This window comes from Enterococcus italicus DSM 15952 (genome assembly GCF_000185365.1).
Taxonomy (GTDB): domain Bacteria; phylum Bacillota; class Bacilli; order Lactobacillales; family Enterococcaceae; genus Enterococcus_G; species Enterococcus_G italicus.
In genome coordinates, this window is sequence record NZ_GL622241.1 from 164,724 (window position 1) to 187,906 (window position 23,183).

28 protein-coding genes and 1 other annotated feature are annotated in these 23,183 nt (G+C 40.7%); of the genes, 7 read left to right on the forward strand and 21 right to left on the reverse strand.

The window, feature by feature from the left end:
• Window positions 1-125: 125 nt before the first annotated feature.
• Window positions 126-326 carry a cold-shock protein gene (locus HMPREF9088_RS00780; RefSeq protein WP_007207183.1) on the reverse strand — a complete coding sequence of 67 codons (201 nt, stop codon included), beginning with the start codon at window positions 324-326 and terminating at the stop codon, window positions 126-128.
• Window positions 327-662: 336 nt separating this feature from the next.
• Complete coding sequence (locus HMPREF9088_RS12275; protein ID WP_007207184.1) at window positions 663-977, reverse strand: NAD(P)H-dependent oxidoreductase; 315 nt, start codon at window positions 975-977, stop codon at window positions 663-665.
• Window positions 978-1,192: 215 nt separating this feature from the next.
• Here HMPREF9088_RS12275 and HMPREF9088_RS00790 point away from each other — a divergent pair, with 215 nt between their 5' ends.
• Entirely contained in the window at window positions 1,193-1,849 is a 657-nt protein-coding gene (locus HMPREF9088_RS00790; protein ID WP_007207185.1) for a DUF998 domain-containing protein, read from the forward strand.
• Between the two features lie 112 nt (window positions 1,850-1,961).
• Here the strand turns inward: HMPREF9088_RS00790 and rplL are convergent, their stop codons facing one another.
• The 4 genes from rplL to rplK all read right to left on the reverse strand — a co-directional run bounded on the left by rplL (window position 1,962) and on the right by rplK (window position 4,319).
• On the reverse strand, window positions 1,962-2,327 hold the full coding sequence (gene rplL / locus HMPREF9088_RS00795) for a 50S ribosomal protein L7/L12 (protein ID WP_007207186.1): 366 nt from the start codon (window positions 2,325-2,327) through the stop codon (window positions 1,962-1,964).
• Between the two features lie 61 nt (window positions 2,328-2,388).
• Window positions 2,389-2,892 (reverse strand): 50S ribosomal protein L10, encoded by a 504-nt coding sequence (rplJ, locus tag HMPREF9088_RS00800; RefSeq protein WP_007207187.1) that lies wholly within the window; start codon window positions 2,890-2,892, stop codon window positions 2,389-2,391.
• Between the two features lie 32 nt (window positions 2,893-2,924).
• Window positions 2,925-3,050: a sequence feature (ribosomal protein L10 leader region), on the reverse strand.
• A 49-nt stretch (window positions 3,051-3,099) separates the two neighbouring features.
• Window positions 3,100-3,789, reverse strand: a complete 690-nt coding sequence (gene rplA / locus HMPREF9088_RS00805; protein WP_040366000.1) for a 50S ribosomal protein L1 — start codon at window positions 3,787-3,789, stop codon at window positions 3,100-3,102.
• Window positions 3,790-3,896: 107 nt separating this feature from the next.
• Window positions 3,897-4,319, reverse strand: coding sequence for a 50S ribosomal protein L11 (gene rplK / locus HMPREF9088_RS00810; RefSeq protein ID WP_007207189.1), 423 nt, complete (start codon window positions 4,317-4,319; stop codon window positions 3,897-3,899).
• Between the two features lie 229 nt (window positions 4,320-4,548).
• Here rplK and sdaAB point away from each other — a divergent pair, with 229 nt between their 5' ends.
• Together sdaAB and sdaAA are read left to right on the forward strand one after the other, a co-directional pair.
• Window positions 4,549-5,214: an L-serine ammonia-lyase, iron-sulfur-dependent subunit beta gene (sdaAB, locus tag HMPREF9088_RS00815; RefSeq protein ID WP_040366001.1), complete on the forward strand. Its 666-nt coding sequence runs from the start codon at window positions 4,549-4,551 to the stop codon at window positions 5,212-5,214.
• A gap of 11 nt (window positions 5,215-5,225) precedes the next feature.
• The gene (sdaAA, locus tag HMPREF9088_RS00820; RefSeq protein ID WP_007207191.1) at window positions 5,226-6,089 is read left to right on the forward strand and encodes an L-serine ammonia-lyase, iron-sulfur-dependent, subunit alpha; all 864 of its coding nucleotides are present in this window, start codon (window positions 5,226-5,228) and stop codon (window positions 6,087-6,089) included.
• 117 nt (window positions 6,090-6,206) lie between these two features.
• Here the strand turns inward: sdaAA and HMPREF9088_RS00825 are convergent, their stop codons facing one another.
• From HMPREF9088_RS00825 to rpmG, 4 genes are all read right to left on the reverse strand, one after another.
• The gene (locus HMPREF9088_RS00825) at window positions 6,207-7,031 is read right to left on the reverse strand and encodes an alpha/beta fold hydrolase (RefSeq protein WP_007207192.1); all 825 of its coding nucleotides are present in this window, start codon (window positions 7,029-7,031) and stop codon (window positions 6,207-6,209) included.
• 53 nt (window positions 7,032-7,084) lie between these two features.
• Window positions 7,085-7,627 carry a transcription termination/antitermination protein NusG gene (gene nusG, locus HMPREF9088_RS00830; protein ID WP_040366002.1) on the reverse strand — a complete coding sequence of 181 codons (543 nt, stop codon included), beginning with the start codon at window positions 7,625-7,627 and terminating at the stop codon, window positions 7,085-7,087.
• A gap of 115 nt (window positions 7,628-7,742) precedes the next feature.
• Complete coding sequence (gene secE, locus HMPREF9088_RS00835) at window positions 7,743-7,913, reverse strand: preprotein translocase subunit SecE (protein WP_007207194.1); 171 nt, start codon at window positions 7,911-7,913, stop codon at window positions 7,743-7,745.
• Between the two features lie 14 nt (window positions 7,914-7,927).
• Window positions 7,928-8,080 carry a 50S ribosomal protein L33 gene (gene rpmG / locus HMPREF9088_RS00840; protein ID WP_040366003.1) on the reverse strand — a complete coding sequence of 51 codons (153 nt, stop codon included), beginning with the start codon at window positions 8,078-8,080 and terminating at the stop codon, window positions 7,928-7,930.
• Between the two features lie 158 nt (window positions 8,081-8,238).
• Here rpmG and cbpA point away from each other — a divergent pair, with 158 nt between their 5' ends.
• A complete protein-coding gene (gene cbpA / locus HMPREF9088_RS00845; RefSeq protein WP_040367078.1) occupies window positions 8,239-8,880 on the forward strand; it encodes a cyclic di-AMP binding protein CbpA in 642 nt (213 codons plus the stop codon).
• Window positions 8,881-8,951: 71 nt separating this feature from the next.
• Here the strand turns inward: cbpA and HMPREF9088_RS00850 are convergent, their stop codons facing one another.
• Together HMPREF9088_RS00850 and HMPREF9088_RS00855 are read right to left on the reverse strand one after the other, a co-directional pair.
• Complete coding sequence (locus HMPREF9088_RS00850; protein WP_040366005.1) at window positions 8,952-9,449, reverse strand: QueT transporter family protein; 498 nt, start codon at window positions 9,447-9,449, stop codon at window positions 8,952-8,954.
• A gap of 140 nt (window positions 9,450-9,589) precedes the next feature.
• On the reverse strand, window positions 9,590-9,856 hold the full coding sequence (locus HMPREF9088_RS00855) for a hypothetical protein (RefSeq protein WP_007207198.1): 267 nt from the start codon (window positions 9,854-9,856) through the stop codon (window positions 9,590-9,592).
• Between the two features lie 175 nt (window positions 9,857-10,031).
• Between HMPREF9088_RS00855 and HMPREF9088_RS00860 the strand changes: the two genes are divergently transcribed.
• The gene (locus tag HMPREF9088_RS00860) at window positions 10,032-11,000 is read left to right on the forward strand and encodes a diacylglycerol/lipid kinase family protein (protein WP_040366007.1); all 969 of its coding nucleotides are present in this window, start codon (window positions 10,032-10,034) and stop codon (window positions 10,998-11,000) included.
• Window positions 11,001-11,067: 67 nt separating this feature from the next.
• Here HMPREF9088_RS00860 and recD2 read toward each other — a convergent pair whose 3' ends face one another.
• The 4 genes from recD2 to HMPREF9088_RS00880 all read right to left on the reverse strand — a co-directional run bounded on the left by recD2 (window position 11,068) and on the right by HMPREF9088_RS00880 (window position 15,798).
• On the reverse strand, window positions 11,068-13,542 hold the full coding sequence (gene recD2 / locus HMPREF9088_RS00865; RefSeq protein WP_007207200.1) for an SF1B family DNA helicase RecD2: 2,475 nt from the start codon (window positions 13,540-13,542) through the stop codon (window positions 11,068-11,070).
• 20 nt (window positions 13,543-13,562) lie between these two features.
• Window positions 13,563-14,213 (reverse strand): histidine phosphatase family protein, encoded by a 651-nt coding sequence (locus HMPREF9088_RS00870; protein ID WP_007207201.1) that lies wholly within the window; start codon window positions 14,211-14,213, stop codon window positions 13,563-13,565.
• A gap of 20 nt (window positions 14,214-14,233) precedes the next feature.
• The gene (trmL, locus tag HMPREF9088_RS00875; RefSeq protein ID WP_040367080.1) at window positions 14,234-14,746 is read right to left on the reverse strand and encodes a tRNA (uridine(34)/cytosine(34)/5-carboxymethylaminomethyluridine(34)-2'-O)-methyltransferase TrmL; all 513 of its coding nucleotides are present in this window, start codon (window positions 14,744-14,746) and stop codon (window positions 14,234-14,236) included.
• 203 nt (window positions 14,747-14,949) lie between these two features.
• On the reverse strand, window positions 14,950-15,798 hold the full coding sequence (locus tag HMPREF9088_RS00880; RefSeq protein ID WP_007207203.1) for a putative RNA methyltransferase: 849 nt from the start codon (window positions 15,796-15,798) through the stop codon (window positions 14,950-14,952).
• 84 nt (window positions 15,799-15,882) lie between these two features.
• On the opposite strand from HMPREF9088_RS00880, the gene HMPREF9088_RS00885 reads away from it, so the two are divergent.
• Window positions 15,883-16,539, forward strand: coding sequence for a copper homeostasis protein CutC (locus HMPREF9088_RS00885; protein WP_007207204.1), 657 nt, complete (start codon window positions 15,883-15,885; stop codon window positions 16,537-16,539).
• A 106-nt stretch (window positions 16,540-16,645) separates the two neighbouring features.
• On the opposite strand, the gene mgtE is transcribed toward HMPREF9088_RS00885, so the two are convergent.
• The 4 genes from mgtE to yjbM are packed head-to-tail and all read right to left on the reverse strand — an operon-like array spanning window position 16,646 to window position 20,391.
• Window positions 16,646-18,010: a magnesium transporter gene (mgtE, locus tag HMPREF9088_RS00890; protein WP_040366009.1), complete on the reverse strand. Its 1,365-nt coding sequence runs from the start codon at window positions 18,008-18,010 to the stop codon at window positions 16,646-16,648.
• A gap of 14 nt (window positions 18,011-18,024) precedes the next feature.
• Entirely contained in the window at window positions 18,025-18,921 is an 897-nt protein-coding gene (locus HMPREF9088_RS00895) for an RluA family pseudouridine synthase (RefSeq protein ID WP_007207206.1), read from the reverse strand.
• Complete coding sequence (locus HMPREF9088_RS00900) at window positions 18,918-19,730, reverse strand: NAD kinase (protein ID WP_007207207.1); 813 nt, start codon at window positions 19,728-19,730, stop codon at window positions 18,918-18,920. The genes HMPREF9088_RS00895 and HMPREF9088_RS00900 overlap by 4 nt, the downstream gene beginning before the upstream one ends.
• Window positions 19,696-20,391: a GTP diphosphokinase gene (gene yjbM, locus HMPREF9088_RS00905; RefSeq protein ID WP_007207208.1), complete on the reverse strand. Its 696-nt coding sequence runs from the start codon at window positions 20,389-20,391 to the stop codon at window positions 19,696-19,698. The genes HMPREF9088_RS00900 and yjbM overlap by 35 nt, the downstream gene beginning before the upstream one ends.
• Before the next feature lie 163 nt (window positions 20,392-20,554).
• Between yjbM and HMPREF9088_RS00910 the strand changes: the two genes are divergently transcribed.
• A complete protein-coding gene (locus tag HMPREF9088_RS00910) occupies window positions 20,555-21,133 on the forward strand; it encodes a CYTH domain-containing protein (RefSeq protein WP_007207209.1) in 579 nt (192 codons plus the stop codon).
• Window positions 21,134-21,288: 155 nt separating this feature from the next.
• On the opposite strand, the gene pepF is transcribed toward HMPREF9088_RS00910, so the two are convergent.
• Window positions 21,289-23,106: an oligoendopeptidase F gene (gene pepF / locus HMPREF9088_RS00915; RefSeq protein WP_007207210.1), complete on the reverse strand. Its 1,818-nt coding sequence runs from the start codon at window positions 23,104-23,106 to the stop codon at window positions 21,289-21,291.
• Between the last annotated feature and the right edge of the window lie 77 nt (window positions 23,107-23,183).

The window sequence follows — 23,183 nt, forward strand, 5'->3', positions numbered from 1 at the left end:
TTTCACTTAAATCTTTTCCATCAGTCCTGATTGACAAAGAGCCACAATAGTTCATCACACTCTTTTATAAAAATTATTAAAAAAAGTAGTTGCCATAAATGACAACTACTGATTAATTACATTGATTAAGCTTTTTCAACGTTAGTAGCTTGAGGGCCACGTTGACCTTCTTCTACGTCAAATGTAACTGCTTGGCCTTCTTCTAAAGTTTTGAAGCCGTCACCTTGGATAGCTGAAAAATGTACGAATACATCGTTTCCGTCTTCTGCAGTGATGAAACCAAATCCTTTTTCTGAGTTAAACCATTTTACTGTACCGTTATTCATAATAACTTTACCTCCATGACACATTACGTGTTTAATTGTAATAATAGATGATGTGAAATGAAGAATGTACCAGTATTGGATAACTCAAGATTTGCATATCAATTTATTACACTACTACCATAACACGAATTCTACTATATCACAATGATTTTTACTGATTTTCCTTAAATTATTTCTTTTAACCATGTATCCGTTTGCTCAAGATAGTTTTCTAACTCATTTTTAGTCAGATAAGGGACGCGTCCATAAAAATGATGCCCAATGATTTGAACGTCTGTCCCGTTAAAGATCCATCCAGAAGTGAGTAATTTTATAGCTTTTGTTAGCTCCGTGTCCTCATTTGCTTGAGGCTAACCAGTCGGTGTCAAAAACAACGCCCTCTTCCCCGCAAAATTCTTTCTTAGGTTCTTCAGACTCAAAGCTATAGGCAAAGCCGTTTTGAAAGACACGATCAAAGTAGCCTTTCATGATAGCAGGCATCCCATTCCACCAAATTGGAAAAACATAGATAGGTAAGCCAATTTGCAAAATTTTTTCTTGTTCAACTAAGACATCTGGTGGAAATATTTCTTGGTCTCTAACAAAATTACCCTCTTCGACGTGAATCGTATCCTCACCTGCCAGAACTGGTTGGAAATTTAGTTGATACAAATCACGTACTTCTACTTCCAGTCCTTTTTCACATAATGTATGCTGGACTTACTTTAGCAATGCGGGCGAAAAGCTTTCTTTTCTAGATGGGCATAAACAATCAGTGCCTTCATTTCATCTTCCTTCTTTCTGTTTACTTTCTACTTTTATTTTACCGTTTTTTGGTGTTAAATAGATAAATACCGGAAATTATTTTTTGCAAAGGAAGTTGTACTATGAAACGTTATCTTGCCCCCATCTTTCTGATTGCCGCCTGTGTAGGCGATGCTTCACTGCCGTATATCTTAGGATTCGTTTATCCGTCCTTCAGTCAGAGTGCGGATATCATTAGTATCCTGGGGGAGCCAAATAGCCCAGTCCAAACTCTCTTTAATCAGTTATCGATTGTGACTGGTTCACTTTTTGTCTTAGGAGCACTGGGATTGCCGGGATGCTTTAAGCAAGATCATAATCGTCTAGCTATTAATTTAATGAGTATATCGATAGGTGCTTATGGACTATTCGACTGCATCCTTAGTGGCTTAGTTGTCATCAATGACAGAGAAACTTTTTTCAATCCAATCTATCTTTTGCACTCAGCTGTTACTGGTATCGGTATGCTTGGTTTACTGGTTGCTGCTTTAATCAGTGGCTGGCTTGCTAAAGAACGCGGACAAATGAAGTGGGCTACTTTCTTTTGGACCTGTTTGACACTTGGCAGTTTATGCATCGTTTTCTTTCTTACTTATTATGTACCATTCTTACATGAAATCTTTGCTACCACACGTGGGCTGTGGCAGCGTGCAAGTCTATTCTTTTTATATAGTGCTGCAATCGGCGTCTCTCAAAAAGCTTGGTCTACTGTCAAAAAGGATATCTATCAATTTTCATAAAACGGCGCGCAAAAAGACCATACCATCCAAAAGATTGAGAATCAATTTCTGGATGGTATGGTCTTCTTTTAGCTGAACAATCCTGTCTCAGCCTTTTTTTTGAAATAAATGATTATTTCAATGTTACTGAAGCGCCAACTTCTTCTAAAGTAGCTTTTAATGCTTCTGCTTCTTCTTTAGAAATGCCTTCTTTAACTGGTGCAGGAGCGCCGTCAACTACAGCTTTAGCTTCTTTCAATCCTAAGCCAGTAGCTTCACGTACTGCTTTGATAACTTTCACTTTTTGGTCGCCAGCAGCTGTTAACTCAACAGTAAATTCTGTTTGTTCTTCAGCAGCAGCAGCACCAGCTGCAGCAACAGCTACAGGAGCAGCTGCAGATACGCCAAATTCTTCTTCGATAGCTTTAACTAAGTCGTTTAATTCTAAGATTGTCGCGCCTTTTAACTCTTCGACAATGTTTTCAATGTTCAATGCCATGATTGGTTTCCTCCATTTAGTTGGTTTTTTCTTTGTTTTTTATTCAATGATTATGCGGCAATTAAGCTGCATCGCCATCTTCTTTTTCTGCAACTGCATTGATAGCATAAGCCACGTTGCGGACTGGTGCTTGCAGTACAGATAGTAGCATAGAAAGTAATCCTTCGCGACTTGGCAATTTCGCCAATGCAGTGATTTCTTCAACTGATGATACTTTGCCTTCGATGATACCACCTTTGATTTCTAAGGCTTTTGCATCTTGTGCAAATTCATCAATAATCTTAGCTGGTGCAACAACATCTTCATTACTGAATGCAACGGCAGTCGGACCAGTAAATACTTCTTCTAATCCTTCAAGACCTGCTGCTTTAGCGGCACGAGTTAAAATTGAGTTTTTGATCACTTTCATTTCAACGTTCGCATCGCGCAATTGTTTACGTAAACGAGTCACTTCGTCAACAGTCAGACCACGGTAATCTACAACAACAACAGATGATGCTGTTTTAAATTTTTCCGTTACTTCTTCAACGATAGCGGCTTTTTTAGCAATAGCTGCTTCACTCATTTTTTTCACCTCCTGATTTTGATGGAAGAGTTTCTTTAAATAAAAAAACTCTATGCCACCGTAGACATAGAGGGACAATTGAATTATCTTCAACGTTTGTCCTCGGTAGGAATTATGACTAGGTCACCTACTGTCTTCGGTACAGTTAATTATTAACCTTAGATACCTTACCATACGCAAGGTATCTAAGTCAAGTTAATTAGCTAATTAAAAAGAAGTTGCATCCACGTGAATACCAGGTCCGAATGTAGTCGTTACTGTAATGTTCTTCATGTAAATACCTTTAGCAGCAGCTGGTTTCGCTTTTACTAATACATCGTGAATTGTTTTGAAGTTTTCTACTAATTTAGCATCTTCAAATGAAACTTTTCCGATTGGTACATGGATATTTCCAACTTTGTCCACACGGTATGTTACTTTACCGGCTTTTACTTCGTTGATTGCTTTTGTTACGTCCATTGTTACTGTACCAGTTTTAGGGTTAGGCATTAATCCTTTTGGTCCTAAAACGCGTCCAAGTTTACCAACTTCAGCCATCATGTCTGGCGTTGCAACAACAACGTCAAAGTCAAACCAGCCACCTTGGATTTTTTGAGCTAGATCAGCTTCGCCAACGTAGTCAGCACCAGCAGCTTCTGCTTCTTTTGCTTTTTCGCCTTTAGCGAATACTAAAACTTTTTGTGTTTTACCAGTTCCGTTTGGTAATACAACAGCACCACGAATTTGTTGGTCTGCTTTCTTAGGATCGACATTTAGACGGTAAGCAACTTCAACTGTTGCATCGAATTTTGCGATATTTGTATCTTTTGCTAATGCTACAGCTTCTTCAACAGAATAAGCTTTAGTCGCATCAACTTTTTTTAATGCTTCTTGCATTTTTTTGCTTTTTTTAGCCATGTGTGTTTCCTCCTTGAATGTGGTTATAACGGTAGAACCTCCCACGTGTTCTTTATCTTTCAATAAAGAGCCGACTGAGAAGCTACTTCCTTAGGGTTGGTTGAAACTTATTCAACAACGATCCCCATGCTTCGTGCAGTTCCTTCAACCATGCGCATAGCTGCTTCGACGCTAGCTGCGTTTAGGTCTTCCATTTTTAATTCAGCGATTTCTTTTACTTGATCGCTAGAAACAGTTGCAACTTTAGTTTTGTTAGGCTCACCAGAACCTTTTTCGATTTTTGCAGCTTTCTTCAATAATACTGCAGCTGGTGGTGTTTTTGTTACGAATGTAAATGAACGGTCTTCATATACAGAGATAACAACTGGAATAATTAAACCTGCTTGATCAGCTGTACGAGCATTGAATTCTTTTGTGAATCCCATGATGTTCACACCTGCTTGACCTAATGCAGGACCTACTGGGGGAGCTGGTGTTGCTTTACCTGCAGGAATTTGCAATTTAACGATTTTTTCAACTTTTTTTGCCACGAGACATACCTCCTTAAGTCCGTGATGTGGTTAATTGGAGATACGTATTTCTCCTCCCACGTAAACCATGCCTATAAATAATTATTTACACGCACGATGATATTATAGCAAATTTTCAAATCATTTCAACTAATTTTTCTTATTTTCTTGCTTTTATAGGTAAACTAGTCGCTCCTCTTTCTATACTATGCTACACTACAATCGTAACTTTAAGATAAGGTGGAAAAATATGGAACAATTAAATTATCGCAGTGTATTTGATATTATTGGACCAGTAATGGTGGGACCTAGTAGTTCACACACGGCTGGAGCGGCACGCATCGGCAAAGTCGTTCGCAATATTTTTGGTGAACAACCCGATACTGTGGATATTTATTTATATGAATCATTTGCCAAGACGTATCGCGGGCATGGTACGGATATTGCTTTAGTTGGTGGCTTGTTAGGAATGGATCCAGATGATAGCCGGCTAGGAGATTCCTTAAAAATTGCCTATGAATCAGGAATGGAAGTCCTATTTACTCCAAAAAAAGAAAAAGCTGAGCATCCAAATATGGTCCGTATGGTCGTCTATAAGGGTGAGCACAAGCTTTCCGTCACAGGCATCTCGATTGGTGGCGGCAATATTCAAATCTCTGAAGTGAATGGCTTTAAGCTCTCACTTTCACTGGGAACACCTACTTTCATTATTGTTCACCAAGACGTACCGGGAATGATTGCCAAAGTAAGTCAATTATTGTCTGAGGCGACCTTAAATATCGGTACGATGACCGTGACTCGTGAATCAAAAGGTGAAAAGGCCATTATGATTATTGAAGTAGATGAACGCAACAGTGACGTGTTAGAAAAAATCCGTAAGTTAGAGCATATCTATAGTGCCGCTTACTTTGATTAAGGAGTCAAGACATGTTTTATTCAATTGCAGATTTAGTCGAGCAAGCTAGTAACTACCCGACTGTGGCCGAGTTAATGTTGGCGACTGAAGAAGAAATGACTGGCCGAACGCGCGAGGAAATATATCGCTTGATGGAGCGTAATTTAACCGTTATGGAACAATCCATCGAAGAAGGTGTCGCTGGGGTAACGTCAGTGACCGGTCTGACTGGTGGCGATGCGACCAAAATGAATCACTACTTAGCAAGTGGCAATTTTATGAGTGGAGAAACCATTTTAACCGCAGTACGCAACGCCATCGCCGTGAATGAAGTCAATGCCAAAATGGGATTAATCTGTGCAACGCCGACTGCTGGTAGTGCTGGGGTCGTCCCTGGAGTTTTAATGGCTTGTCGTGAAAAATTACAGCTGACACGCGATCAACAGCTTGATTTTCTATTTACCGCTGGAGCATTTGGTCTGGTGATCGCTAACAATGCATCTATTTCTGGAGCTGAGGGCGGCTGCCAAGCTGAAGTCGGATCTGCTAGTGCGATGGCAGCTGCAGCATTGGTGGCAGCGAATGGAGGTAGTGCCCATCAATCCGCACAAGCAGTGGCAATTACGCTAAAAAATATGATGGGGCTGATTTGTGATCCAGTAGCTGGCCTAGTGGAAGTCCCTTGTGTGAAGCGTAATGCACTAGGTTCATCACAAGCTTTCATCTCGGCTGATATGGCATTAGCCGGAATTGAAAGTGTCATTCCACCAGATGAAGTCGTGGCAGCAATGTATCAAGTCGGTCGTCAAATGCCATCGATGTTTCGCGAAACGGCAGAAGGCGGCTTAGCCATGACACCTACTGCTCAAAAATTAACCAAATCCATCATGGGCTAATAAAAATGAGAGAGGATCAGCTACAAGTAAAAAGACCAGTAAATCCTTACGTTGTTTCTCAGCCTTTGGATTTTCTGGTCTTTTTCGTAAAAGCTATACACGTTCGGCACATCCTTTTTACTGCCATAAGAAATATACAAGCAAGTTGTCGACTGTTTGATTTTCATGGAGCTGGCTATGTTGTGCCTTCGACCCTTTTACTATTTTATAAGTCACTGAGATGCCTTGGTTTTTTAGCAATGGAACAATGGCTAAACTACTCGCTAATGGAACAATCCCATCGCTCAAGTCGGTATCACTTAGTTGACCGCTAATGACTTCCACCACAAGCGAGCGATCTAATCTAGACGCATCGACTAAAAATTGTTGATAGCGTGCGGATTGTTCACTCGGACCATTCGCCAACAAATCTGTTTGAGACTGCGAAGAAAACGTATCGAGAAACTCATTAAACGGACCAGCAATCAAGACAACTTTGGCAACATTGGGTTGTTGATCTTCTTTTGCATGCTGCTCTAGATAATCAATCGTACTGACCGCTCCCATCGAATGACCGACAAGATTCACCTTATCAATCTGATACGTTACATTGAGGTAATGCAAGACTGCCGCAATCCAAAGTGATTGATTGGTTTGGGTGCTTTTGTTGCTTTGAAAAATCACTTGAATCATGGTATTTCCTTTGTCATCTGACAATTTTCCTTCTGCCGAAATGGTGCCATCTTCTTGAACAGTTAGCGTTAATTCTTTTTTAGCCTCACCCTTGTCTTTTAAGCGTTGCATCATCGAACCAAAAGAAGAAGGCCCCCCACCATAGCCATGAAAAAAGACAGTCGGTGTCTGGCTTTCTTTGGTCGTCTTCTTCGTTGACTGGGAAGAGCTACAAGCACTCAGAACGAATAAAACAAGTATGATGACTATTCCATAGCCAATTCGTTTCATTTCTTTCCCCTCCCTAAAAAAAAGCCGCTGTTTTACAAACAGCGACTCAGCGACTAGATATCATCTACTTGATCAAAATCAAGTTCTGTACTTGTTTCACGACCAAACATATCAATATTTACTTTTAATTTTTGACGTTCTTCATCAATTTCAGTCACTTGTCCTTCTAATCCAGAGAAGGCACCTTCGATAATTTTTACCGTTTGGCCCAAGGCAACTTTTAATTCTACTGTACGTGTGCTCATGCCTAATGAACGCAAAATGCTGTTGATTTCTTCTTGCAATAATGGCGCTGGCTTGCTTCCGGCACCATGAGAACCGACAAACCCAGTCACACCTGGTGTATTACGGACAACATACCAAGATTCATCAGTCATAATCATTTCAACTAGCACATAGCCAGGAAAAGTCTTATGCACGATTTCTTTTTCTTTTCCATTTTTCACTTCTTTTTCGACTTCTTCTGGTACCACTACTCGAAAAATGTAATCACCCATACGCATACTTTGCGCACGAGACTCGATATTGGTTTTTACTTTATTTTCATAGCCAGAATACGTATGCAACACATACCAACTTTTTTCTACTGATTCCATCATTTGGACTCCTTTGTCTTTTTTCGTAAAATAAAAAAACCTCAGTACACCCGAAGTTTTTCTCTCGTCTGCATTATACCATGCACACCGTAATTCTGCCACTTTCCTTAAACAATTATTTAAGGATCCAAGCAAAGAGTTGTTGAATACCTGTATCCATCAAGAAGAATAATACCGCAAAAATCAAGGACGTCTCAATGACGACTAATGTATCCTTACGTAATTGTTTTCCTGAAGGCCAAGTAACTTTTTTCATTTCTTCTCTGACACTACGAATAAATTTCATCCCGATGCCTCCGTCTACTTTGTCTCTCTATGAATGGTATATTGATTACAATATTTACAGAACTTATTAATCTCTAAGCGAGTACCTTTTTTCCCCTCACTCACAGACTTAGAATAATTCCGAGAACCACAAACTGAACAAGCAAGTGCCGCTTTTTTGGTTGCCATAAACTTACCTCCTGCCCGTTTCTCATTCCACCAAGTAAAAATAGCATTTTTTCCTATTTCTGTCAAACGACACTTCATGTTACTTGCAATTCTTCTAGTTAAACTTTTAGGTGGAGTGTGTTATGATAAAAGTGAAAATTTATTATGGAGGTATGGTTATGCTTTTAAAAACGATGGTCTACAAAAAACAAGACCTAACAACAGTTACAGAGGACGCTTCATTAGAAGAAGCATTGCAAATATTAGAAGATTCCGGCTATCGTTGTGTGCCAATTTTGGATGCATCCGGAAAGATTTTTAGAGGCAATATTTACAAAATGCACATCTACCGTCACAAGGCAAACGGTGGCGATATGTCATTGCCAGTAACTCATTTATTAAAAAATGCAACCAAATTCATTTATGTCAACTCTTCATTCTTCAATGTCTTCTTTAGCATTAAAGAATTACCTTATATTGCTGTCTTAGATGAGAATAATTATTTCTACGGCATCTTAACTCATAGCTCATTACTTTCTGTCTTGGCTCAATCTTGGAACATTGAACAAGGAAGCTACGTCTTAACGATTGCTTCGACTGGTAAACAAGGTGACTTGGCGATGATTTCTAAAATTGTCTCAAAGCATTGCAGTATTGCAAGTTGCATCACACTAGATATTGGCAAGGATGAATTTATCCGTCGTACATTGATTACTTTGCCAGCGGGTATCTCTGTTCAATTACGAGACAAAATTATCGAACAACTCGAAAACAAATTATTTAAAGTAGTCGAAATTGAAGATCTTCAAGCTGACTTTTAATGGCCTAAATGCCTAAAAGTAGTACATTCAAAAAGGGAGTGTGACAAACTTTCGTCACACCCCCTTTACTTTTAAATTCGTTGGTCAAATTTAACGACTTTATTCACACCATACATAATTGGTGCTGAAATCGCCATAATGATTGCTTCACTTAAAGCTGTTGTGCCATAGGTCGGCCAGAATGGTAAATCCGCAGTCCACATTAACATTAACGCAATCAAGAACATACTTACTGTAAAGAAGACACAGTTCCAAACTAAACGCCAGATGTCACTTTTTACAAAGCGGCTAATACCAATTGTCGCAAGCAAAGCTAGAAAAGTCTGAGCCCCACCAAATAAAACATCCATTGGTCCATAGCCAAAAAAGAGATTGTATAAGACTACTCCACCAAAAACACCCCAAATAAATTTGCGATTAAAGACGACCAAGTGATTCAAGCTCTCCGAGAGTCGAAACTGAATGGCTCCCGATTGGTACGGTAAAATAAAGCATAAGACGACATACAACGCCATAATAATCGCGTTGCCTGCCAGTGTGCGAACAGAGCTGCTCGTTTTTTGTTGCATAGATTTTTCCTTCTTTCTCCTAGTTTTGATAACGCGGGATGGTTGATGAACCGCGAGAATATCCTTATTGATTTTAGGGAATCCCCTTGAAAAAGTCAAGAGGCAAAGACGACTCTTTTTGAGTATCTTTGCCTCTTTTTTTAACTTGCTTTTAGCCAACGCTCATCATTAGAAGTTTGTGGTGTTGGTTGATTAGTTGATGACGCAGGTTTTTTGGTTGTTTTTTTATTTGGTTTTACCAATACAAAGCCAATCATTAATAGACTATACGTAACAAGTAGCAATCCTTGTAATCCAATGAATAGATGGTTTACCGTCGCAGATGCTGACAGATGAAATATATGCTTTAAACAAAATTGTAAAAAAGCTAGTCCCAAAGAGCTGATAATTAAGTGATAATATTTCATTTTTTCTACTCCTTCTCCTCAAAGAAGTATACCAGAGGACGACGGATGTATGCAACTTTTGTTTCTCAGTCGTCCATGACGAACGCCGGATCATTTTCCAAAAATGGTCCTGACTTATCGAAAAGAATGCAACATGATATAATAGATTCCAGAAATGAAAGGATTGGAGTTAGCTATGAAAAGAATTTACCATGTCATCATCAATCCGGTTGCTGGTGGCGGCAAAGGACAGACAGTTGCAAAAAAAATTCTTTCTGAATTAAAAGAAAATGACTTTACTTATTATGATTATCAAACAGAATACCCAAACCACGAAGCTAGGATTGTTCAAACTTTATTGGAACAGCATCTACTACAAAGTTTTCCAGAATCTCGACGCTTAGGCGCTGAAGAGAAATTTCCAATGCTTTTAGTGATCGGCGGTGATGGCACGTTGCATCATGTAATCAATCAGCTCCATGCATATGGCGTGGATTACCCGGTCGCCTACATTCCTGCTGGTAGCGGCAATGATTTTGCCCGTGCTTGTCACTTACCAGAAGATCCTATTGAACGTTTTTGGCAAATTGTCCAGACCCGCTCCCCTCAGCTTGTTCCTATATTAAGCTATCAGGATCGAATTCAAGGTGATCGGCAAGTCTTCATGAATAGTTTAGGGATTGGCTTAGATGGAAAAATTGTCAAAAAAGCCAATGAACGATCCCGAAAGAAAAATTTGAATCGCTGGCGTTTGAGTCGCTTCAGTTACTTGAGTGTTGCTTTTAGTAGCTTTTTCAAGCAAAAAGGCTACCCTGCTCGCATAGAGTTTAATGGCCAGTCGATTACATTGGCAAAAACGTACCTTTGTACCATTGCAAATCATCCTTATTTTGGTGGCGGCGTTGCTATTGCACCGCAAATTGCGCTCAACAAGCCGGAATTTGAGCTAGTTATTGTTGAAAAAGTCGCTTGGTTTAAATTGGCTCACCTAGCTTATTGCGTAATACGAAAAAAAGATTTTTATTCGAAGCATTTCCATCACTACACGGCGAAAAAAATCCACCTGGTCACCACGACACAAGAAGATACCCAAATTGATGGTGAGTCGATGGGGACTCGTTGTTATGATTTGATTGTCGAAGTGACCAAACAAACTTTTTGGTAAAAAACAAGCACCTAATCTGAAACGTGCCAAATGCTGACGTTTGGCGACTACTCAGATTGGGTGCTTGTTAGGTTTGGCTGACAAAATCTTGTGGACGAATTCCTTCCATGCCAATCATAGGATCAATTGTTTGCTCCAAAATTGCCGTCAACGTTAACCGGGAATCTTTTGGCATATCTGGAGCTTGTTTTTTCTCATCTTTATTGGGTACGTCTCTCGTTGTTTTGACTTTCTCAAAAGGTTCATCTGTGTAAAGTGCTTGTTCAGTTTGATCCAACTGATTCATTTGCTCTTTCGTATAGCCAGCTACCTCTTGAATGCGTTCGACCAATGTCGTTAAGCGCAAATGAGATTCGACTTGCACACACCGCTGATAGGAATCATATTCCCCTAATAAAATCAGCATTTCTTTACTTCGCGTCACCGCTGTGTATAAAAGATTGCGTTGCAACATGCGACTGTATTGGTGCACCATGGGTAAAATCACCATTTTGAATTCACTACCCTGAGATTTGTGGATGGAACAACAGTACGCTAACGTTATTTTATGCCAGTCATTTCTTCGATAAGAGACTTCATTGGCATCAAATTGAATATGCAACTCGTCCACCTTGTCTTCAGAATCCTTGGCATATGTAATCCCAACAATAACGCCCATATCACCATTAAAGACATTGTCTTCAGGGGCATTGACTAATTGCAATACTTTGTCACCAATCCGATAAGCCGTCTCTTTGTAGCGAACTTCTTTTTTGCGTCCGTCGTTTGGGTTAAAGATTTGTTGCATCATATTATTCAAGGCATCAATCCCCGCGACTCCCCGATACATCGGCGCTAAAATTTGAATATCTTGGGCCGTGAAGCCTTTCGCTTTTGCTTTCTCTACAATTTTCGCAATAATGGGTTCAATTTGATGGGCCTGACATGGAAAGAATGAGCGATCTGGTTGATTGATTTGAAAGTTTGCTGGCAGCGAGCCATCTTTGATTTCATGGGCGAGCGGAATGATGGTCGATTCGACGCCTTGACGATAAATTTCTGTCAATTCTTTTTTCGGAAACTGCGCAATCTTCAATAAGTCATGCATCACCTGTCCAGGTCCGACAGAGGGGAGCTGATCTTTATCGCCGACTAAGATAACTTGCATATTGGTCGAGATTGCCTTAAACAGTGTATTCGCCAGCCACGTATCGACCATCGACAACTCGTCAACAATCAACAAACCACCTTCTAATTCCTTTGGTGGCAAGCTCGTCGTCGCTTGCTCGCGTCCATTTAACCCCAACAAACGATGAATCGTTCCACTTGGTAGGCCTGTCGTTTCATTCATCCGCTTGGCTGCTCGGCCAGTCGGTGCAGCCAGCAACACAGGAAAGGTCTCATCTGTATAACTAGCTGGATCCAAATCCAAGTCATTTAGCTCAGCAAACAGCTGGACGATGCCATTTATGACCGTCGTCTTCCCCGTACCTGGTCCACCAGTCAAAATAAAAAAAGGTGAATGGATTGCTTCAATGATGGCTTCTTTTTGTGACGGGCCATAGGAAATACCTAAGTTTTTTTCGATTTTTTTGAGCGTTTTTGTTACTTTTTTATCATCATACTGAATCGTTTTTTTGCGATTCATTAAGCGATGCAAGGACGTGGCAATCCCCCACTCCGCAAAATACAAACGATTGTCATAAATATTGGTATCTTGCTGCTGCAACTTTCCTTCTTCAATTAATTCAATCACACAATCTGCGACTTGCTGCGGATTCATCTCTACTGGCCGACTAGTTTCAAGTAAGGAGATGCTTTGCTCAAGCAGTCGCTTCGCCGGCACGTAAGTATCACCTGATTGGACAGTTGCTTGGATGATTTGATGCAAAATTGCCGCACGCATGCGCGCATTTGAAGTGGCACCAATACCGAGCTGTTCGGCAATCCCGTCCGCTTTTTTAAACCCAATGCCGTCAATGTCCTCTACTAATTGGTACGGATTTTCTTCGATAATTTCCAGTGCTTGATTGCGATATTTTTGATAAATAGCAAATGACAACTGGCTACCAAAGCCATACTTAGTTAAGCCAACTATAATCTGATCCATCCCGTGGTTCAGCCGCAATGTTTCTAAAATAACGCGACGCTTTTTGGCATTTAATTGTGTAATGGTATCCAGCAAATCAGGATTGTCCAAAATCTGCTCGATTGCATCATCGCCTAATGCGTTCACAATCGTCTCAGCTGTTTTCTTCCCAATACCGGGAAACTTATCACTTGATAAGTACGAAATCACTCCTGAGGCAGATGTCGGCTGTGCTTTTTGGTAGGAATCGACCTTTAGCTGTACCCCGTATTTCGGATGATCCACCAGTTCTCCGACAAAACGATACCCTTCTTCTTCTTGGACATCACCAAAACTTCCCGTAGCCACAATTTCCGACTCACGAAAATCAGCTGTCGTTGCCTCGATGGAGACGAGGAGGACTTTGTAAAAATTAGCGGGGTTTTGATAAAAAATAGCGGCAACCTTGCCCACAAATTCGACTTTTTCTGACAATTGGTTTCCGCTCCTTTCGTTTATAGCAATGAATCAAGTGATGCATCCTTCTCTAAAAACGAAGCATCATTCCAAAGTTTTAGTTGATATGGTAGTTGCTTGGTTTCAGTCTCTAGAATCGTTAGGCTATTGTTATACAATCCACCCATCGAACGATACTCTGAAGCTGGCTTGCCAAGCAATGCTTGCACGGCTGCAGTCATGGAAGAACCATGACCGACGAACAAGACGGGACCCGTATGCGCGCCGACTTTTTCGGTAATAAAAGCTGTCATGCGCTCAATCATCGCCGCGACTGTCTCACCTTCAAAAGGCGTAGGATCGTATTGATCCATATGAAACCGCATGTTTCCAAGCTCAGTCGGGTATTTGGCAAGCATCTCATCAATCGATTGCCCTTCTAAAATACCATAGCCCATCTCTAATAGAGCATCTGTCGGCGTAATCGCGACTGACTTTGTCAATTGCTTGTTAATTTCTTGTGCTGTGACTTGTGCTCTCGGAGCTGAACTACAATAGATATGCTCAAATGGCACATCCGCTATATGCTGCCCGAGCGCTTGTACCTCTAAGAAGCTACTTGGCAAAAGCGGGGAGTCCCCCTTCATGCCTTGAAAGCGACGCTCCAAATTCCACTCAGTCTTCCCATGTCTTGTAAAATAAAGATCCATCTGCCCTCTCCACTTCCATCTTAATAAGAATCTAATTTATCATTGGTGTAATGGTGCGCTTTTTCCAACTTAGGAAAATCTTGCTGACGCAATGCTTCATACAATACCAAAGCCACTGTATTGGATAAATTCAATGAACGAACGTGCTCGTCATTCATCGGGATACGTATGCACTTTTCTACATTCTCACGCATGAAGTCCTCTGGTAACCCTGTCGTCTCTTTGCCGAATAAAAAGAAATGCTCCTGATTGTCTGCGTAATTCACTTCCGAATAGGTCTGATTGGCAAACTTGGTCACTAAATGTAACGGCCGTTCCCCTAAATAAGTCAAAAAGTCGGCTAAACTTTTATGATACGTAATATCCACAGCATCCCAATAATCAAGACCTGCGCGTTTTAAGTGTTTGTCATCTGTTGAAAAGCCTAGTGGTTCAATTAAATGCAGCGGCGCATTTGTGGCAGCGCACGTCCGAGAAATATTACCAGTATTAGCTGGAATTAATGGTTCGTATAATACAATATGGTTCACAATGAAGACTCCTTTATCGTCTTGGTTTAATATATAAAAAAAACGTACCAACTCGGTGATCAAGCACGGCGAGTTGTTACGTTAGTGAAGCTTTTTTCACTAACTTTTATCAGAACAGGATGCTGATAAAAACCAATGAAAAATGACTTGAGAACAATATATCACTCCCGTGTTATTTATGCAAGGGTAAAATAAAAAAAATGTAACTATTTCATTCCTTTCGTTCCTATTAACAAATCTAAATCAATTGTTATTTTTTTCAAAGGATGTTGGTAGAGCTCTTCTTTCTTGGATTCAGTAGCATTCCACTCGAGCGGAGACATTTCAAGTAAATCTCTTTGACGCTCTTTTGGAATAGTGAAAACGTATGAAAATCTTTCATGGCTTGCGTCTGGAAACTCTTGGAAGAATTTAGCCAGTACGCGCTCATTTGAATAGGTCTGTTTGTGAAGGTCATCTGGATAAAACCCCTGGCGTAATTCTTTCAAGTAGTTCGCATTGGGTATTAGCTTGATTACCTTACCACCTGGAGAAAGTATCCGAGCAAATTCTTGGTAGTTCGATGGTGAAAAAAGATTTAAAACGGCCTCAAATGCACCATTCGTAAAAGGCAAATTCGTTAAATCAGCCGTACACCAAAAATCACCGTTCGGTTGACTTGATGCTTGGTAAACACCCTCTTTGGCAATATCAAAGCCAATACTTACCGAAGGAGTGCCTTGCTCCGTCAATAAACTCAAGAAGCTTCCTTCACCACAACCCACATCTAACACCCGCGTGTCGGCTAACTCTTTTGCAATCCTCTCTATAACAGGCCGATACATTCCCGAGCGAATCATTCGCCCGCGAGCATGAAACAACTCTGCATCATAGTCACTATCAATCGCATGAGTAAGAAAATACAGCGTGCCTTTCTTTGAGACGTCAAACTGATGATTCGATTGACATTTTAATCCTCGCGGTTGTTCACTCATTGGAGAAAAACAAATGGGGCAACGAAACAAGTCCTGATGTTGCCAGACAAATTGTTGTCCGCGTTCAATTTTTTTTAACATGCTTTCCCTCCACTCTTGTTCTTACTTTAGCATAACTTTATGGTAAAATGCTAGAGTAAGAACAAGAGTGGAGGAAACACAAAAATGATCCAAGAATTTTGCGCGGAAAACTTTACCGCCATCCCAAAAGCTTTGCGCGAAGGTGTACAACGAATTGAATTATGTGACAACTTAGCAGTCGGTGGCACCACTCCTAGTATCGGGGTGATGGCAGAGAGTCTAGCCTACACTTCAGAACAAGGCATCCCTCTAATGGTAATGATTCGTCCAAGAGGCGGTGACTACGTCTATAATGACATAGAGTTAAAAATTATGGAACGCGACATCCTCGAAGCCAAGAAAATCGGCATCGATGGCATCGTGATTGGCTGCTTAACCCAAGAGCATTTGATCGATGAAGATGCGATGCTAGATTTACTTGAGCAAGCTCAAGGATTACAAGTAACCTTTCATATGGCCTTCGACGAGATACCAAAAGACAAGCAGCTAGCGGCGGTAACTTGGCTGGCAGAGCAAGGTGTGACGCGCATTCTTACTCACGGCGGCCCACTCGATCAACCCGTTGAAACCTTTTATCCAGCATTAAAAGAACTGCTAGCCGCAGCCGACCCACGGATGACTTTTATTATCGGCGGGGGTATCACCGCTCAAAATAAAAATCAAGTCCTATCGACACTTGGTTGCGTCGAACTACACGGCACCAAACTCATCAACCTAACTGCTAAAGATACGAAATACTAGCAAAACACCACAATGAATTACAAACAAAGACCGGCCAATCCAAGTGGTTCAAAAACACTTTTGGATTGGCCGGTCTTTTTGTAGCTGATTTCGTCTCAGCTTCGTTTTATTTAATAAAATAGTTCATAAAGATACTCGCAATATTGAAATAAATCAACACACTAGTCAAATCGCTTAAAGTCGTAATAAATGGACCGCTTGCGACCGCTGGATCGAATCCTAATTTATCCATTAACATTGGAATCAGACTACCTGCTAAATTCGCGACCGTAATGGCACACATCATCGCCATCCCAATCACAAAACCTAAGATCGGGTTACCTTTCCAAACGGTGACAATCAAAAAGATCGTCAACCCGGTAACTGCTCCTGTCACTAGACCCGTCAGCACTTCTCCGATAATCGTGTTCCAGATTGTTTTTTCTTTGTCGTCATTGATCGCCAGACGCCGAACAGCGACCGCCAGTGATTGCGTCCCAGCGTTTCCGGCCGTACCAGTAATCAATGAGATAAAGACCGCTAAAATACTGGCCTCACTGACTAGTTCTTCATAGCGGCTAATTAACGAAGCCGTGGCCATCCCTAAAAACAATAGCGTAATCAGCCACGGAAGACGCCGGCTGGCAGCTTTTACTGGATTTTCATAGACTTCTTCTACGTTAACTCCGGCTAGTCCTGAGTAGTCACTCGCAGCCTCATCGTCGATAACGTCGATAATATCATCGACCGTCACAATCCCCAACAAACCACCATCATAATCAATGACCGGCAACGCTAGGAAATCGTAGTCCCGAAACGTTTGGGCGACGTCTTCTTGGTCGTCCCCTACATGGACACTAATGACGCGCTTACTCATGATATCTTCAATCATGCGATCATCGTCATTAACAATCAAATCTCTTAAAGACAACACACCCACTAAACGTTCTTCTTGATCAATCACATAAATATAGTAGATGGTTTCGGCCATATCTGCTTGCGATTTTAGCACATACATGGCCGAACGAACCGTTTGATTGGCCACAATTGAAACATACTCTGTGGTCATAATGGATCCGGCTGTATCATCCTCATAATGCAATAGATCTTTGATTTCAGTGGCTTCTTCACTATCCATCAGTGTTAAATATTGAGCTAGCTGGTGCTTAGGCAACGTCTTCATAATGTCAACGGCATTATCCGTATACATATGCCCAAGCATTTCAGCGGCATAGGTCGGGCGCATTTCTTCCAAGTAGTTCTTCATCTCGTCCGTGTCTTCCAATGAATCAAACATATCCGCTAATTCTTTTGGTGATAAGTAGGCGTAGACTAAGCGACGTTTGGCGGCATCGAGAGACTGGTAAAACTGCCCTTGTTCATATATATGGAGAGCTAAAAAATTTTCCCGAAAGGCTTGCAACTGATTCTCTTGCAATGCTACTTCCAGTTGTTGAAATTGTTTGGCTAAATTTTCTTGTGTTTCTTCCAATCCTCTCACCTCACTTAAAATGTCGCCTGAATGACGCGTGCCATATCTTCAGGTAATGGCTGTACAAATGACAATGCTTCCCCGGAAAATGGATGGGTAAAATGCAACTCATAGCAGTGCAATGCTTGCCGCATTATCCCTAAGTCTAAGCGACCACCATAAAGATCATCACCAAGCAATGGACACCCAATCGATGCAAAATGAACACGGATTTGATGGGTTCTCCCGGTATGCAATTGGATATCGACCAAGGCGATTTGCTGGTATTTTTTTTCTAACCAATATTCCGTCTTGGCATAACGTCCATCCGTTACGACTTGTCGTTGAATCAACGAAGCATCGTTGCGGCCAATTGGCGCAATAATTTCTGCATGATTCTCAAGCGCATTTGCTTCATCAAACACGAGCGCTTGGTATTTTTTAGTAAACGATTTGTCGCGTAATTGAACATCGAGCTTGGCATGAGCAAACCCATGCTTGGCAAAGACCATCAATCCAGTCGTATCTCGATCCAATCGAGTCACGATATGAACGACTTGATTCGGATAGTTCTTCCGCTTGTAATAACCCTTCACTCGATTGGCCATCGTTTGATTCGGATGATATTGGGCAGGGATGGATGGGACATTGGCTGGCTTATTGACAATTAAGAGATGATCATCTTCAAAAACAACCTCAATTGGTGCATTGTCTACCAACAATGTCTCATGTTCCTTTTCATCGGGCGTCACAATCGTCACTATATCCCCTTCTTGAAGAAAATACAAGACATTTTCAACACGCTGATTCACTAAAATCGCGCCACCTTGAAACTTAATTTTAGCAAGCAATCCCCGAGAAATGCCTTGCTCCTTTAAAAAATACTTCACTTGCTGTGTTTCAGCTTTTTGAAAGGTATACTCAAACCTCATTCTTCTATCTCTCCAATAAATGCATCGCGCACGCGACGCCAAAAATGTGTATGCCGATAAGATGCAAATTGAATCTTTTCTTCAGCAATTCGATAAAAGATCGACTTAATTTCCTCTTGTTGTAACTGAAATTGATCTACCGTAACCAAGCATTCAGCACTATCTTGCATCCGTAACTCGATCCATTCATGGCTGGCAATTACCATGGGTGAGCCAAGTGTCCGAAAAACACGGTTATTCAATGAGGCAATCTCGGCAAGCTGAATGGCATTGATTCGTGGATGCAAGACCGCTCCTCCAATGCTTTTATTATACGCTGTCGATCCTGTTGGCGTCGATACGGACAGGCCATCGCCACGAAAGCGCTCGAATAGTTCATCACGAATGTATATATCTGCGACCATCGTAGAATCAGTCCGTTTGACAATTGATTCATTCAGCGACAAGAAATGCTTCGTGGGCTTACCATTTCGATACGTAATCCGCACGTCTAATAAAGGATAACTGACACTCTCGTCTTTTCTTGTACTTAACAGCTCAATTAAATCATCCAACTCATAATCACGCCAATCAGTATAAAAACCTAAATGCCCCGTGTGCACACCAATGAAGCGCACTTGGTCCAATTTGTGGCTATACAAATGAAAAGCAGACAAAAGTGTACCATCCCCACCTACCGAAATAACTAGTTCTGGATTTCGTTGATCGATGGTATGGCCAGCAGCTACTAATTTTTCTAATAGTTCAGCTGTAATTTGTAAGGTGTGTTCAGTCTTATTGTGGACCACTGCTATCTTCAATTTTACCATGCTCTAGTGTCCTTTCTGTCTCGTCAGAATGCGCACGATGCTCGCCTTTACCTCTAATAAATAAATGTTGCGCTTCTTGAATTTCTTCGCGAATACTAGACATCTCTTCGTCTAATTGATAGGCTGCTTCCGCTGCTCGTCGCAAACGATTGCCGATTTCTGGTGGGAAATCTCCTTGATATTTATAGTTTAGCGAATGTTCAATTGTTGCCCAAAAATTCATCGCCAATGTGCGAATTTGAATTTCAGCTAATATTTTCTTTTCACCAGTAACTAATTGGACTGGATACTCGACGACTAAATGATACGACCGGTACCCACTGTTCTTTTGATTGCTGATGTAATCACGCTCAATTAATACACGCATATCATTGCGATTGCGAATAAGCTGCACGACTTGATGGATATCTTCTGCAAACTGACACATAATTCGTAAGCCAGCAATGTCAGACATCTCTTCTTCCAAGCGGTCAAATGGGATATTTCTTAATTTACTTTTGGTGACGATACTATCGACAGGCTTTACCCGCCCCGTCACAAATTCAATTGGTACATGCTTATTTTGTTCACGAAACTGTTTGCGAATGCCCCGTAACTTCACTTTCAATTCTGAGACGGTCTGCTCATACGGCGCTAAAAAATTATCCCAATCACGTTCCATTTGGATCCCTCGTTTCTTTTAAACATACAGGCTTATCTTATCATAATTTAGAGAAAATCTTTAGTCCTATTACTTTCTTTACAAAAAGGAAAGCTCTTAGAAAGTTGACAGATTGTCTTCTTTCAAGTAAAACCAAAGAAAACACACAGAAAGAAGGACCCTTATGAGTGAACAACTTGAAATCGAATGGAAAACTGCCTTAACCAAAGAAGAATATACTCGCCTTTTAACAAAGCTAAACATCACGGAATTTTTCATCCAGACAAATAGTTATTTCGATACCCCGACTTTTACCTTACAATCCAAAAAGTGTGGCTTGCGTATTCGTCTATTAGATACTTATGCAGAACTCACCTTAAAATCTCCTCAACCAGTCGGAAAGCTCGAAACAACCGATCAACTAACGCTCGCAGAAGCCAAAGAATTGTTGCAGCTAGGACGGATTCCAAATGAAGGCGCAGTGGCACAAGCTTTAGAGACACTTGGGATACATCCAGCTGAGGTCGTAAAATTTGCCGAATTGACCACCAAACGTGCCGAACTACCGATCAATGAAGGACTATTAGCCATTGATGAAAGCTGGGCTCATAATCTCCATGACTATGAGTTAGAGCTAGAAGTCGATGAGGCACATGCGGATCAGGCTCATTTTTTAAATCTTTTAAACAACTGGAATTTGACCTTTCATCCAACAAAAAATAAAATTCAGCGTGCAAAAGAAGCCGCTGATTCAACAAAATAAACCAGCGAGACACAACGAGCTACTACAATAAAAAGACCATAACATCCAAAAGTTTGAGAAACTACTTCCGGATGTTTTGGTCTTTTCGTTACTATTTATGAATGCTTTCTCAGCTTCTTTTATCAGAAGCTCGTTTTTACATAATTAGAAACAAATTAATTTTCTAATTCTTTTACTAATGCTTCCAATTCATTCAGACGTTGTTCAAAGACTTTCATCGCATCAACAATATAATCAGCTTTAGTCATATCCACGCCTGCTTTTTTCATTACTTCTACTGGATAATCACTTGATCCAGATTTCAAGTAAGCAAGATAGTTCGTTAATGCTTCAGGTCCTTCTGTCAAAATCTTGTGAGACAAAGCCGATGCAGCAGAGAAGCCTGTTGCATATTGGAACACGTAATAATTATAGTAGAAATGCGGAATTCTAGACCACTCAAGCTTGATTTCATCATCATTTGATAACGCTGGTCCATAATACTTGTTGTTCAATTCCCCATAAGATTCACTTAAAAACTCGGCCGTCAGTGGCGTCCCTTTGGCATCTTCCACATGCATAAAGTGTTCAAATTCAGCAAATTGCGTTTGACGGAAGATTGTTCCTTTAAAGCCATCTAAATAGTGATTCAAAATATACGCACGTACTTTTGGATCTGACTCAGTCTTTAATAGGTACTCTGTTAAGAGATTTTCATTTGTTGTTGAAGCAATTTCTGCCAAGAAAATTGGGTAATCACCGTAGACATATGGTTGGCTAGTACGAGTAAAGTAACTATGCACGCTATGACCCATTTCGTGAACCAAGGTAAACAATTGATCCAATGTATCATGCCAATTCATTAAGATGTATGGCAAGGTGTCATACGCACCAGAAGAGTAAGCACCACTGCGTTTGCCTTTGTTTTCGACAACATCAATCCAACGATTGTCAAAAGCAGACTTCACGACTGCTAAGTATTCTTCACCCATTGGCGCTAATGCTTCTAAAGCTTTTTCGACCGCTTCTTCATAGGTATAAGAAATTGACGCTTCGCCTAATAATGGTGTGTAGACATCATACATATGCAATTCATCGACAGCCAATAAGCGTTTGCGTAATTCCATATAGCGATGCAACAACGGTAAATGCTCATTTACCACGTCAACCAAAGTATCATAAACAGATTCAGGCACGTGGTTACTGCTTAGGGCCGCTTGGCGAGCACTCTCAAAATGGCGCGCAGATGCTTTGAAATTATGGGCTTTTATATTTGTACTTAATGTAGAAGCAAAGGTATTTCGAAATTGTTTATATACTTCATATAATCCCTTAAAGGCTGCTTCACGCACATCGCGATTCGTACTTTCCATTAATTGACCATAAACACCATGAGACAATTGAATAGTCTCGCCATTTTCACCCTTGATTGTCGGAAATACTAAATCAGCATTGTTTAATACAGAGAATGTTTTGCTTGGTGAGCCGAAAATTTCTCCAGAAGCTGCTAATAATTCTTCTTGCTCAGCAGGTAAAACATGATCACGATTCGCAACGATGGTCTCAATAAAATGACGATACGGTGCTAAAGCCGCTTCTTCATCAAAATATCCCCAAATCACATCATCCGCTAATGAAAGAACTTCTGGTTCAAACCAACTCAATGCGGCTCCTACTTGAGCAGCTAGATTTGTTGCACGTGCATTTAGCGCTTGATATGTCGTATTGGCAGTATCCTGATCATTTTTTAAATGACTATACACATAAAGTGTTTCTAATTTTCTGGAAATACTTAGCAAATAATCAATCGCACTTAAAAATGCACTTGCCCCATTTGTTAAGGTCCCTTTATATGTATCGGCTTCCTTCAATTCTTCTTGTACTGTGGCAAAAGCAGCTTCGAATGCTTCATCCGAGGCAAAAATCTTCGTTAAGTCCCAAGTCAATGCTTCAGGTACTTCTTCTCGTATTGGTAATTGTTGCACTTCTGACATAATTAAAAACTCCCCTTTTCGCTTATTTCTGTGATGATGGTAGCTTTTCTCACAGAAGACTTTATTGTATCATACTA

What these genes read in the sequence shown, in the direction of transcription:
- HMPREF9088_RS00780 (WP_007207183.1), bottom strand. Translation starts at nt 326, where the DNA reads ATGAATAACGGTACAGTAAAATGGTTTAACTCAGAAAAAGGATTTGGT.
- HMPREF9088_RS00790 (WP_007207185.1), top strand. Translation starts at nt 1,193, where the DNA reads ATGAAACGTTATCTTGCCCCCATCTTTCTGATTGCCGCCTGTGTAGGC.
- rplL (WP_007207186.1), bottom strand. Translation starts at nt 2,327, where the DNA reads ATGGCATTGAACATTGAAAACATTGTCGAAGAGTTAAAAGGCGCGACA.
- rplJ (WP_007207187.1), bottom strand. Translation starts at nt 2,892, where the DNA reads ATGAGTGAAGCAGCTATTGCTAAAAAAGCCGCTATCGTTGAAGAAGTA.
- rplA (WP_040366000.1), bottom strand. Translation starts at nt 3,789, where the DNA reads ATGGCTAAAAAAAGCAAAAAAATGCAAGAAGCATTAAAAAAAGTTGAT.
- sdaAB (WP_040366001.1), top strand. Translation starts at nt 4,549, where the DNA reads ATGGAACAATTAAATTATCGCAGTGTATTTGATATTATTGGACCAGTA.
- sdaAA (WP_007207191.1), top strand. Translation starts at nt 5,226, where the DNA reads ATGTTTTATTCAATTGCAGATTTAGTCGAGCAAGCTAGTAACTACCCG.
- HMPREF9088_RS00825 (WP_007207192.1), bottom strand. Translation starts at nt 7,031, where the DNA reads ATGAAACGAATTGGCTATGGAATAGTCATCATACTTGTTTTATTCGTT.
- nusG (WP_040366002.1), bottom strand. Translation starts at nt 7,627, where the DNA reads ATGGAATCAGTAGAAAAAAGTTGGTATGTGTTGCATACGTATTCTGGC.
- secE (WP_007207194.1), bottom strand. Translation starts at nt 7,913, where the DNA reads ATGAAATTTATTCGTAGTGTCAGAGAAGAAATGAAAAAAGTTACTTGG.
- rpmG (WP_040366003.1), bottom strand. Translation starts at nt 8,080, where the DNA reads ATGGCAACCAAAAAAGCGGCACTTGCTTGTTCAGTTTGTGGTTCTCGG.
- cbpA (WP_040367078.1), top strand. Translation starts at nt 8,239, where the DNA reads ATGCTTTTAAAAACGATGGTCTACAAAAAACAAGACCTAACAACAGTT.
- HMPREF9088_RS00850 (WP_040366005.1), bottom strand. Translation starts at nt 9,449, where the DNA reads ATGCAACAAAAAACGAGCAGCTCTGTTCGCACACTGGCAGGCAACGCG.
- HMPREF9088_RS00855 (WP_007207198.1), bottom strand. Translation starts at nt 9,856, where the DNA reads ATGAAATATTATCACTTAATTATCAGCTCTTTGGGACTAGCTTTTTTA.
- HMPREF9088_RS00860 (WP_040366007.1), top strand. Translation starts at nt 10,032, where the DNA reads ATGAAAAGAATTTACCATGTCATCATCAATCCGGTTGCTGGTGGCGGC.
- HMPREF9088_RS00870 (WP_007207201.1), bottom strand. Translation starts at nt 14,213, where the DNA reads ATGGATCTTTATTTTACAAGACATGGGAAGACTGAGTGGAATTTGGAG.
- HMPREF9088_RS00880 (WP_007207203.1), bottom strand. Translation starts at nt 15,798, where the DNA reads ATGTTAAAAAAAATTGAACGCGGACAACAATTTGTCTGGCAACATCAG.
- HMPREF9088_RS00885 (WP_007207204.1), top strand. Translation starts at nt 15,883, where the DNA reads ATGATCCAAGAATTTTGCGCGGAAAACTTTACCGCCATCCCAAAAGCT.
- HMPREF9088_RS00895 (WP_007207206.1), bottom strand. Translation starts at nt 18,921, where the DNA reads ATGAGGTTTGAGTATACCTTTCAAAAAGCTGAAACACAGCAAGTGAAG.
- HMPREF9088_RS00900 (WP_007207207.1), bottom strand. Translation starts at nt 19,730, where the DNA reads ATGGTAAAATTGAAGATAGCAGTGGTCCACAATAAGACTGAACACACC.
- yjbM (WP_007207208.1), bottom strand. Translation starts at nt 20,391, where the DNA reads ATGGAACGTGATTGGGATAATTTTTTAGCGCCGTATGAGCAGACCGTC.
- HMPREF9088_RS00910 (WP_007207209.1), top strand. Translation starts at nt 20,555, where the DNA reads ATGAGTGAACAACTTGAAATCGAATGGAAAACTGCCTTAACCAAAGAA.
- pepF (WP_007207210.1), bottom strand. Translation starts at nt 23,106, where the DNA reads ATGTCAGAAGTGCAACAATTACCAATACGAGAAGAAGTACCTGAAGCA.